The 11,153-nt window shown below is 40.9% G+C and carries 6 protein-coding genes and 1 pseudogene; 2 read left to right on the top strand and 5 right to left on the bottom strand.

Going from position 1 to position 11,153, the window contains the following annotated elements:
* Positions 1-175 precede the first annotated feature (175 nt).
* The 5 genes and pseudogenes from pulA to ACORHU_RS04635 form a co-directional block, all read right to left on the bottom strand.
* A complete protein-coding gene (gene pulA, locus ACORHU_RS04655) occupies positions 176-2,455 on the bottom strand; it encodes a type I pullulanase (RefSeq protein WP_434365093.1) in 2,280 nt (759 codons plus the stop codon).
* 118 nt (positions 2,456-2,573) lie between these two features.
* Positions 2,574-4,532: an NAD-dependent DNA ligase LigA gene (gene ligA / locus ACORHU_RS04650; RefSeq protein ID WP_434365091.1), complete on the bottom strand. Its 1,959-nt coding sequence runs from the start codon at positions 4,530-4,532 to the stop codon at positions 2,574-2,576.
* A gap of 92 nt (positions 4,533-4,624) precedes the next feature.
* A pseudogene (locus ACORHU_RS04645) lies at positions 4,625-5,804 on the bottom strand (MFS transporter).
* A 79-nt stretch (positions 5,805-5,883) separates the two neighbouring features.
* Entirely contained in the window at positions 5,884-6,747 is an 864-nt protein-coding gene (locus ACORHU_RS04640; protein ID WP_434365089.1) for a MutR family transcriptional regulator, read from the bottom strand.
* A 1-nt stretch (position 6,748) separates the two neighbouring features.
* The gene (locus ACORHU_RS04635; protein WP_434365087.1) at positions 6,749-8,650 is read right to left on the bottom strand and encodes an ABC-F family ATP-binding cassette domain-containing protein; all 1,902 of its coding nucleotides are present in this window, start codon (positions 8,648-8,650) and stop codon (positions 6,749-6,751) included.
* Positions 8,651-8,803: 153 nt separating this feature from the next.
* Between ACORHU_RS04635 and ACORHU_RS04630 the strand changes: the two genes are divergently transcribed.
* The gene (locus ACORHU_RS04630; RefSeq protein ID WP_434365085.1) at positions 8,804-10,522 is read left to right on the top strand and encodes a phospho-sugar mutase; all 1,719 of its coding nucleotides are present in this window, start codon (positions 8,804-8,806) and stop codon (positions 10,520-10,522) included.
* A 111-nt stretch (positions 10,523-10,633) separates the two neighbouring features.
* Positions 10,634-10,981 (top strand): thiol reductase thioredoxin, encoded by a 348-nt coding sequence (locus ACORHU_RS04625; protein ID WP_000434636.1) that lies wholly within the window; start codon positions 10,634-10,636, stop codon positions 10,979-10,981.
* The last annotated feature ends 172 nt before the right edge of the window (positions 10,982-11,153 follow it).

Genomic DNA, 11,153 nt, shown 5'->3' with positions numbered 1-11,153 from the left:
AGAAAATTTTCAGAAATGCTTTGAAAACGAATTGTTTTTTAATAATATTATCATAAAGTTCGTTATTTTACTAATAAAAGTGGTGTTTTTAGCTAAAAAAACAAATCAGAAAACGAATTTCCTGATTTGTTTTTTCAAATATTTATAAAAGAAATACCAAAAGACGAACTAACATCTATAGTACTTTAAAAATGCTAACACTGACACCACCAACTTTGTTTTCCTCATCAGAAGGACTATTGGTCACCAAGAGTTCTAGATTTCCTGCATTTTCAAACTGGAACGCATCTCCTTTTGCATTAAAGACAATCAATAGGTGTTCTTCTCCATGAATCTCATAGACAATCCAACCACTATGCTCGTGAGCTGAATGAACAAAAACATGATGGTAAATCTCATCATAAGTAGGGTAAGAAAAGACACTGGTTTCTGTCTTCAATCGAATAATTTGACGGATAAAGTCAATACTATCTTGACTCTCATTAATCAAGTCCCAGTTCACTTGGTTCACACTGTCAGGAGCGTTATAGCTATTCATAGCACGCTCTCTATCATCATGGGTCAACTCACCATTTTCACCAGTCGCAACCAGTTTGGTACGACCAAATTCTTGACCGATTTCCATAAAGGCCATCCCTTGCATGAGTAGATTCATGGCTGTAGCAGTTTCGACTTTACGCATGATTTGCTCGGAACTTTGGTCTGGATGAAGGGTTGCCAACAAATCGTGAAGATTGTAATTGTCATGGGCCTCTACATAGTTAAGCACCTGATTTGGATGTATATAGGTTCCTAATTCACGACTGCCTAGGATCGCTTTGGCTAGAATTGGCTCTGTCGCAGCACCGCTAACAAAACCTGATTTGATAGCCCCGTAAACTTCTCCACCTTTGACAGCATCGCGTTGATTGTCATTAAAGAAACCAATATTTGGCATCTGGTAGGCATTGTCCTTCTTGGCCTTATCATAAGGCGCTAGGCCCGTTCCCATATCCCATCCTTCTCCATAAAGGATAATGTTAGGGTCAATTTCATCCAAGCTCTGACGAATCATCTGCATGGTCTTAACATCATGAATCCCCATCAAATCAAAACGGAAGCCGTCAATATTGTATTCCTGCACCCAGTATAGAAGAGAATCAATCATGTACTTGCGGAACATTTCGTGTTCACTGGCTGTTTCATTTCCAACACCCGTTCCATTCTGGAAGGTACCGTCTGGATTCATACGATAATAGTAATCAGGGACAGTTGTTTGGAAAGGTGCATCAACAACTGAGAAGGTATGATTATAGACTACATCCATAATGACACCAATACCCGCATCATGATAAGCTTGAACCATGGTCTTCAAATCACGAATAACCTGAGCTGGATCATCTGGATTAGTAGAAAGGCTTGTTTCTGGTGCATTATAGTTTTGTGGATCATAACCCCAGTTGTAGGTCACATTCCCATCCTCATCATATTCTTTATGACGATCTGCAATTGGTTGCAACTGAACATAATTGTAGCCCAGCTTCTTGATGTAATCAAAAACAGTTGACTGTCCGTACTGGTTAACCGTTCCAGTCTGAGCAGCACCCAAGAAAGTTCCTCGAAGATGTTCATCTACACCTGAGGTCGGTGATTTGGTCAAATCACGAATGTGCATTTCACAAATAACTGCCTTACATGAATTTGCCAAGCGCCAAGTAGCCTCAGAACCATGCTTGACCTCGAAGTTTGCAACTTGCTTTTCTTCATGGCTCAGGATAGCTGAACGTTTGCCATCAGGACTGGTCGCGATGGTATAAGGATCGCGTGTCACTGTTTGGTGATGAGGGAATTGGACTTGATACTGATAAGCCTTACCAGTCAAATCTTCCTCAACATCCAAACTCCAAACACCGATTGTATTGTCTTTATGGTTATAAGAGTAACTATTGCCCCTTTCCATATCAAATGTTTTCCAAACAGGTGCATCATTAGTAGGTGATTCATAAACAACAACCTGCACTTCTGTCGCTGTAGGAGCCCAAAGAGCAAAATGAGCCTGATTATCCTCTACACGGCAACCTAATTCCCCTTGGTAGCCCCAATGGTGGTCGAAACTAGCACTGTTAATGGCCTTGTCAAAGGCAAAAGGATTTTGATTCTTATAGAAAGGACTGGCAATAGCAGGATTTTCAGAGTAATAAATTCTGTCATCCCCTTCCAAAATCCAGACTTCTGTTAAAAGAGGATAGTGATTAAAACGGATAGCATATTCTTTACTGGTTTGGCCTGTATGAACCACAAAATTCAAACTTTCTAGTGGATGAGAACTTGGATGTTCAAAACTAAATAAGGCGCCAAAATAATCTTCTTTGTAGGTCAGCAAATCAATTCGCTGGTCCTGACTTTTTACAAAAGAGCAAGTGTCGTATTCTCCATTCTTGCGATGGTAATGAATGCGAATAGGGTAATTAAACATTTTTTATTTTTCCTTTTTACTTCTTAATTTGTTTCTATTTCACTAATAAATTCTTGATCGATTTTGTCCCGATTAACAAACATAGTCAAATTATCCAAACTCTGTTTTTAAACGATCATTACAGACTTTCTAGCCAAGCTTCATCTCGAACTTCGATACCAAGTTCTTGTGCCTTTTGAAGTTTACTTCCAGCATCTGCTCCTGCCACAACGAGGTCGGTCTTTTTAGAAACGCTGCCTGTCACCTTGGCACCCAGACTTTCGAGTTTACTTTTAGCTTCTGAGCGCTTGAGACGTTCCAATTTCCCAGTCAATACAACGGTCAAACCTGACAAGGCCGCATCCGCTACTACTGTCTGACCTTTGTAATCCAGATTGACCCCAGCTTCTTTCAATTCTCTGAGGAGAATTTCAGAGCCTTCTGTCGCAAAATAAGTCTGAAGACTCTTGGCAATCACACCACCCAAACTTTCAATACTAGCCACTTCCTCTGGATCTGCCTGAGCCAGATTTTCGATTGAATGAAAATGTTGAAGTAAGAGCTGACTGGCCTTGCTTCCGACATGACGAATTCCCAAACCAAACAAGAGTTTTTCGGCAGAATTTTCCTTAGATGCTTGAATGGCTTGATACAGTTTAGAAGCAGACTTTTCCTTGACCCCTTCTAAAAGGAGGAAATCCTCTTCTTTCAAACGGTAAATATCCGCCACATCCTTGACTAGATTGGCAGCAAAAAACTTCTCAACAATAGAGGGACCAAGGCCTGTAATATTCATGGCATCTCGAGAAGCAAAGTGAATCAAACCTTCCATGATCTGGGCAGGGCAACGCGGATTGATGCAACGGAGAGCCACTTCATCTTCAAAGTGCAACAAGCCAGAGTCACAGCTTGGACAGTTTGTAGGGATATCCAGTTTCTCTTCAGAAATTCGTTTGGACTCTACCACACGTAAAACGGCAGGGATGATGTCCCCAGCCTTATAGACGATAACCGTGTCGTCTTTGCGGATATCTTTTTCAGCAATATAATCCACATTGTGCAGAGTCGCACGGCTAACAGTTGTACCAGCCAGTTGTACTGGTGTTAGATTTGCAGTTGGGGTTACAACACCCGTACGACCAACTGTCCAGTCAACTGAGAGTAGTTGAGCTTCTTTTTCTTCAGCAGGAAACTTGTAAGCCACTGCCCACTTTGGAGCCTTAACGGTAAAACCAAGTTCTTCTTGGCTTGCTAGGTCATTGACCTTGATCACCACCCCATCGATATCATAAGGCAGATTGTCCCGTTCCTGTCCTACTTCTTGGATAAAATTCCAGATTTCATCTATATTTTCAGCCAAGATTCGCTTAGGATTGACCACAAAACCAAGCTGTTCTAAGTGCTTCAAAACCTTTTCTTGGCTGTCACGAGTTGAAGGGCTGGCTTCTTGATAGAGAAAAGTGGCAAGATTGCGCTTGGCGACTACTGCTGTATCTAGCTGACGTAGAGTTCCTGCCGCCGCATTACGAGGATTGGCAAATTCAGGCTCTCCATTTTCTTGGCGAGCTTGGTTGACCTGGTCAAAAGAAGCGCGTGGCATATAACATTCCCCACGAACTGTGATATCTAGTTCTTCTGGCAAGGTCAAAGGAATGTCCCTAACACGCTTGAGGTTTTCTGTAATATTTTCACCAACAGAACCATCTCCACGTGTTGCACCAGCAACTAGAATCCCCTTTTCATAAGTAAGCGAGATAGATAAGCCATCGATTTTCAACTCACAAATATAGGTCGGATGAGCCACTTCCTTACGAACACGCGCATCAAATGCTTCAAGCTCCTCACGTGAAAAAGCATCCTGCAAACTATAAAGAGGATACTGATGACTGTATTTTTCAAAACCATCTAAAACCTTGCCACCAACACGATGGGTCGGACTGTCTGCTAACACTTGATCTGGGTAGGCAGTTTCTAACTCGACCAACTCACGGTAAAGACGGTCATACTCACTGTCTGAAACCGAGGGATTATCGCTGGTATAGTACTCAGTCGCATAGCGATTGAGCAAGGCGACTAACTCATTCATTCTTTTATTCATAAGACCATTTTACCATAAATTAAGCCCTCCTCACAAACGAGAAGGGCGGAAAAAACACTCAGATTGGAATTATTTTTAAAACTCAAACAGACTTATGTCTCTTTTTCAAAATGAATCCGAACATAGCCTAGAGCTAAGAAAGATAAGGCGACAACTCCAAGTCCAATAATTAAGAAAGAATAAAGATGGACACTTGGAAAGCCAGGTCATTAAACCTGTTGCTATAGGCATAAATAGTATAGCTAAGGTATAAATCGAACTGAGAACTCTTCCCAGATATTCACCTTCAACCTTGGTTTGTACCTGAGTAAAAAAGTGAATATTGAACATCGTCATAAATAGTTCACAAATGAAATTTCCTGAAAAAGCAAGATAGGAGGGGAGGGTAAATCCCATTATCATCACCCCAAGTCCAGTCAGAGCCAATAAAAACAGAAGCATTTCCATACTGGCTTTAATCTTACTAGCTAGCAGCGCCCCAACAATAGAACCGATAGCGCCCATAGTTAAAATAGTGGCATAGGCACCTTGAACTCCATAGAGCTGATTTGAAAAGGGGAGGAGGTAATTAAAAGCTACAAAGAAAAAATTGACACTTGAAGCCATGACTAACAAAAAGAAGATTTCCTTTTGCTTCACAATATAGCGAACTCCCTCCTTGATATCAGAAAAAATAACTTTGAATGTAAGTTTCTTCTCACCCAAAGTCTTCTCTTCTTTCTTTGGAAGCAAGGCTACCAAGCCAAAAGCGAGAAAAAAACTAAGGGCATCTAATACCAAGGTAATGCGAAGACTTGCAAATTGTAAGACCAGAAAAGAAAGCACAGGAGAACTCACACTGACAACCTGCATCACCAACTCCAAACGAGAATTGTAGAGAACCAGTTCATCCTTCTCTACCAATTCTGTGATAATGGCCTTATTTGCTGGTCTAGAAAATGCAAAGGCAATCGCCTGCACAATATTGGCAAAAATCAAAGCCCCAATCATCCAGCTGTCATTCCTTATGAAAGAAATAGCCAGGCAAAGAGTCCCACAAACAAGGTCTGTCACCATTAGAATCCTACGACGAGAAAAACGGTCTGATATAACTCCACCAAAGGGATTTACGAGAATAGAAGTGACCAGTTCAGAAATCTGATACATTCCTAAAACAGTCTGCCCGATAGTCCCCATGGACGCCAACCAGACACTATTTCCATAATCATAGAGCATATTCCCTATCTTGTTAACAGCTCCGCGACTAATCAACTGTACTGCATAGCGATTCATATAAAAACTCCTCTCAAATTTTGAAACTATTGTATCAAAACCGAAAGAAGCTTTTTATTTTTTCCCTTATTTGGGAAAATTAATTTTTGATAAATTTTTCGTAGTGTTCTTGATAGTAGGCTACTTGCTCTGGGAGACCTAGCACGTCAAAAATATTCATGGCCTCTTGCATTTGGCTACAACCTTCTTTACACTTTTCTTTTTGATATAAGGCAAAACCTTTGAGGTAATGTAAAATATTTCGCTCATAAAGACTAATGTTTTTACCAATAATCTTCTCTGTATAAGTCTCAAAATAGCTTGCATTGTCAAAAGAAAGATGCTCTAAACAATGCTGGTAACAATTGAGGGCCAAAATCAAAACTAATCTCTTATGGCGACCAATCTCTTGGTAAAATTCTTCCCTCTCCATAACTTCTCTACCAATCCGTGTGACATAGTCCACATCGTAGAAACTATAGAGATTCCCAAAAAGAATCAACTCATACATGGTCCATTCTTCTGTTTTGAAGAGATAATCTGCTACCTTATCCAAATCATCCTGCTTCATATCATAACTCGCATCTCTTTGACAAATCAGACCCTGTAACAAAATCCAGTTCAGCTCAAAATAAAGGGGATTTGTCGAACTCTTAGCCTTTTCAAGTTGTTCTCTTTGAAGCTTTTGAAAACCTGCAATATCATTTGAGTAGTAAAGTGGCACAATTTGTCCCATCATGGCAACATGTTCATGATTATGAAAATTCCTTGCCTTATCCATGAAATTTTCAATCGTTACATGAATGTTATCCAAAATCTCAAAGAAACGCGAGACTGCCAGGTCAGACTCCCCAAGCTCAAAGCGAGATAACTGAGAAGTTGAACAGGACTCCCCTGCCGCCTCCTTTAAAGAATAATTTCCACTTGTCCGAAATTCACGAAATACTTTTCCAAGATGTTCCATTTTACACCTGCTCTGATAATTCTTCCCATTCAAGCATAGCTTCTTCCTGACGATGGATGATTTTGTCCAGCTCAACCTGTAATTCCATCAGTTTGTCGGCATCGTTTGTTTCCAACATTTGTTCAGAAATAGCTTGGCTTTGACTTTCTAACTCTTCGATTTCAGTTTCTAGACTTTCAATTTGTCGCATGAGTTTGCGAACTTCTTTTTGACTTTCTTTTTGAGCCTGATAGTCATTAACTGGGCTTGCTTCTTTTGCTTGATTGCTAGTTGAAGTTTCCTCTATCTGACTGACTTCCATTTCAGCCTTTTTATCAACATAGTAGTCGTAGTCTCCAAGGTAGAGAGTCGAGCCATTCTCAGACAATTCCAGTACATGAGTTGCCACACGATTGATAAAGTAACGGTCGTGGCTGACAAAAAGCAAGGTTCCATCAAAGTCAATCAAGGCATTTTCTAGCACTTCCTTGCTATCAATATCCAGGTGGTTGGTTGGCTCATCCAGAATCAAGAAGTTGTTATTTTCCATAGACAATTTAGCCAAAAGCAAACGAGCTTTTTCGCCACCTGACAGCATGCCGACTGATTTTTTAACGTCATCTCCTGAGAAAAGGAAGGCACCTAGACGGTTGCGGATTTCAACTTCTGGTGTCAGTTTAAAATCATTCCAGAGTTCATCCAATACAGTATTACTTGGTGTCAGCTTGCTTTGGGTTTGGTCATAGTAACCAACCTCAACATTGGCGCCAAAGCGCTTTTCTCCCTTGATAAAAGGAATCTGGTCCACAATAGACTTGATAAAGGTTGACTTGCCAATACCATTTGGACCAACGATGGCAATAGCGTTCATCTTACGAAGATCAAGGTTGATTGGTTCTGATAAGATTTCACCATCATAGCCAATAGCAGCATTCTCCACCGTCAAAACGACATTTCCAGATACTTTATCAGAATGAAAGGTCATATTAGCTGACTTTTTCCCAGCTTCAGGCTTGTCTAAACGCTCCATTTTTTCCAGTTGTTTGCGACGAGATTGGGCACGTTTGGTCGTTGAAGCTCGGACTAGATTGCGATTGACAAAGTCTTCCAGAGCTGCGATTTCCTTCTGTTGCTTTTCATAGTTTTTTGCCTCAGTAGCTAGCTTTTGCTCCTTCAGCTCAACAAAACGAGAGTAATTGCCCACATAGCGATCCAAGGAATGTTTAGTCAAATCCAGCGTAATTGTCGCAACCTTATCCAAGAAATAACGGTCGTGGCTGACAATAATAAGGGCACCGCTATAATTTACCAAGTAATTCTCTAGCCAGGCTATGGTTTCGATATCCAAGTGGTTGGTCGGCTCGTCCAAGACCAAGAGATTGGGCTTTTCAAGAAGCATTTTGGCCAGCGCCAGACGGGTATTTTGACCACCAGAAAGCTCAGCAATTTTCATCTGCCACATAGACTCATCAAACTTGAAGCCATTCAAAATCGCTCGAATATCAGCTTCATAAGTAAAGCCACCTGCTTGACGAAAATTCTCAGATAAGCGGTCATAATCTGACATCAGTTTATCCAAATCATCACCAGACTTTTCACCCATCTCTAGCTCCATCTGGCGAAGTTGTTTATCAGTCCGACACAAGTCATCAAAGACATGAAGCATCTCATCGTAGATGGTATTTTCAGACTCAAAACGGCTATCTTGGGCTAGGTAAGACAGAGAAATATCCTTTTTCTTATTGATTTCTCCGCTAGTTGGCTCCTCTTCTCCAACCAAAATCTTCAAAAGAGTAGACTTACCTGCTCCATTTTTCCCAACAAGGGCTATCCGTTCACGTTCATCAACTTGTAGGTTAATATTATCGAAAAGAACCTCTCCTGCAAAAGAACGTTCAATTTTATTAGCTTGTAAAATAATCATACAAGTAGTATAGCATGTTTCCCTAAGGCATTCAAGACTTGATAAACAGGCATATGTCACTACTTTTCTGAAAATTATGCTGCCGTTTTACTAAAACGCTAAAAAGTGCTATAATGTGAACGGTTAAAACAATTTACAAAAAGGAGAATTTTAATGTCTTACCAAGAAAATTACCAGAAATGGGTTGATTTTGCGGAGCTTCCTGACTACCTTCGTCAAGATTTGGAAAATATGGATGAAAAAACGAAGGAAGATGCCTTCTATACAAATCTTGAATTTGGTACTGCAGGGATGCGTGGCTTGATTGGTGCTGGTACAAACCGCATCAACATTTACGTTGTTCGCCAAGCTACTGAAGGATTGGCTCGTTTGATTGAGTCAAAAGGTGGAAACGAAAAAGAACGTGGTGTGGCAATTGCCTACGATAGCCGTCACTTCTCACCTGAGTTTGCCTTTGAATCTGCGGCAGTTCTTGCTAAACACGGCATCAAATCTTACGTATTTGAAAGCCTTCGTCCAACTCCAGAACTTTCATTTGCAGTTCGTCACCTCAACTGTTTCGCAGGTATCATGGTCACAGCCAGCCATAACCCTGCTCCATTTAACGGTTACAAAGTTTACGGCGAAGACGGTGGACAAATGCCTCCACACGATGCAGACGCCTTGACTACTTATATCCGTGCAATCGAAAACCCATTTGCAGTTGAAGTTGCTGATGTGGTAGCTGAAAAAGCTTCTGGCTTAATTGAAGTTATCGGCGAAGCTGTTGACGTAGAATACCTTAAAGAGGTTAAAGACGTAAACATCAATCCAGCCTTGATTGAAGAATTCGGTAAAGACATGAAGATTGTCTACACACCACTTCATGGTACTGGTGAAATGTTGGCTCGTCGTGCTCTTGCCCAAGCTGGATTTGACTCTGTTCAAGTTGTTGAAGCACAAGCAACTGCTGACCCAGATTTCTCAACTGTAAAATCTCCTAACCCAGAAAGCCAAGCAGCCTTTGCCCTTGCTGAAGAACTTGGTCGTCAAGTTGGTGCAGATGTTCTTGTAGCAACTGACCCTGACGCTGACCGTGTTGGTGTTGAAGTTCTTCAAAAAGATGGTAGCTACCTCAACCTTTCAGGTAACCAAATCGGTGCTATCATGGCTAAATACATCTTGGAAGCCCACAAAAACGCTGGAACTCTTCCTGAAAATGCCGCTCTCTGCAAATCTATCGTTTCAACTGACTTGGTAACGAAGATTGCTGAAAGCTACGGCGCAACTATGTTCAACGTCTTGACTGGTTTCAAATTCATCGCTGAAAAAATCCAAGAATTCGAAGAAAAACACAATCACACTTACATGATGGGATTTGAAGAAAGCTTCGGTTACTTGATTAAACCATTCGTACGTGATAAAGACGCTATCCAAGCCGTTCTTGTCGTTGCTGAACTTGCTGCCTACTACCGTTCACGTGGTTTGACACTTGCTGACGGTATCGAAGAAATCTACAAAGAGTACGGCTACTACGCAGAAAAAACTATCTCTGTTACTCTTTCAGGTGTCGATGGTGCTGAACAAATCAAAGCAATTATGGCTAAATTCCGTAACAATGCTCCAAAAGAATGGAATGCAACAGCTATCACTGTCGTAGAAGACTTCAAGGCGCAAACAGCTACTGCTGCTGACGGTACTGTTACAAACTTAACAACTCCTCCAAGTGATGTGTTGAAATACACACTTGCTGACGGTTCATGGATTGCCGTTCGCCCTTCAGGTACAGAACCAAAAATCAAGTTCTATATTGCAGTTGTAGGTGAAACCAACGAAGAATCACAAGCTAATATTGCTAATATCGAAGCAGAAATCAATGCTTTTGTAAAATAAAGTCCTATAAAAGATGAGACCAAATAATCTCATCTTTTTTTCGTATCAAATCTAAGCAATTTTAGAAACTTTATGGCATACTAGATATATCAATGAAAGCGAGGTAATCTCATGGAACAATTTTTAGATAATATCAAAGATCTTGAAGTCACTACAGTTGCGCGTGCGCAAGAAGCTCTTGATAAAAAAGAAACTGCAACCTTCTTTATCGGTCGTAAAACTTGCCCTTACTGCCGTAAATTTGCTGGTACCTTGGCAGGTGTCGTAGCTGAAACTAAAGCTCACATCTACTTCATCAACAGTGAAGAACCAAGTCAGCTCAATGAGTTGCAAGCATTCCGCTCACGCTATGGAATCCCAACTGTACCAGGTTTTGTTCATGTTGCAGATGGACAAATCAATGTCCGTTGCGACTCTTCAATGTCAGCACAAGAAATCAAAGAATTTGCAGGATTGTAAAAGATATAAAAAAGAAGGTTGGACAAAAACCCACTTCTAACTATCAAAAAACGAGTATTTCCGTAGTTGGAGATACTCGTTTTCTTATGCGACTTTCAGTCCGTCTCGCTCCGCTAGGTGCGAGACAAAAAAACCACCCGCTATGCGGGTGCGCGTCGAAGGTTATACCCAA

The sequence above is a fragment of the Streptococcus sp. KHUD_015 genome, assembly GCF_051106265.1.
Lineage (GTDB): Bacteria > Bacillota > Bacilli > Lactobacillales > Streptococcaceae > Streptococcus.
Note: the sequence above shows the minus strand (reverse complement) of the source record. Positions and strands in the feature narration are given on the sequence as shown.

What these genes read in the sequence shown, in the direction of transcription:
- pulA (WP_434365093.1), bottom strand. Translation starts at nt 2,455, where the DNA reads ATGTTTAATTACCCTATTCGCATTCATTACCATCGCAAGAATGGAGAA.
- ligA (WP_434365091.1), bottom strand. Translation starts at nt 4,532, where the DNA reads ATGAATAAAAGAATGAATGAGTTAGTCGCCTTGCTCAATCGCTATGCG.
- ACORHU_RS04640 (WP_434365089.1), bottom strand. Translation starts at nt 6,747, where the DNA reads ATGGAACATCTTGGAAAAGTATTTCGTGAATTTCGGACAAGTGGAAAT.
- ACORHU_RS04635 (WP_434365087.1), bottom strand. Translation starts at nt 8,650, where the DNA reads ATGATTATTTTACAAGCTAATAAAATTGAACGTTCTTTTGCAGGAGAG.
- ACORHU_RS04630 (WP_434365085.1), top strand. Translation starts at nt 8,804, where the DNA reads ATGTCTTACCAAGAAAATTACCAGAAATGGGTTGATTTTGCGGAGCTT.
- ACORHU_RS04625 (WP_000434636.1), top strand. Translation starts at nt 10,634, where the DNA reads ATGGAACAATTTTTAGATAATATCAAAGATCTTGAAGTCACTACAGTT.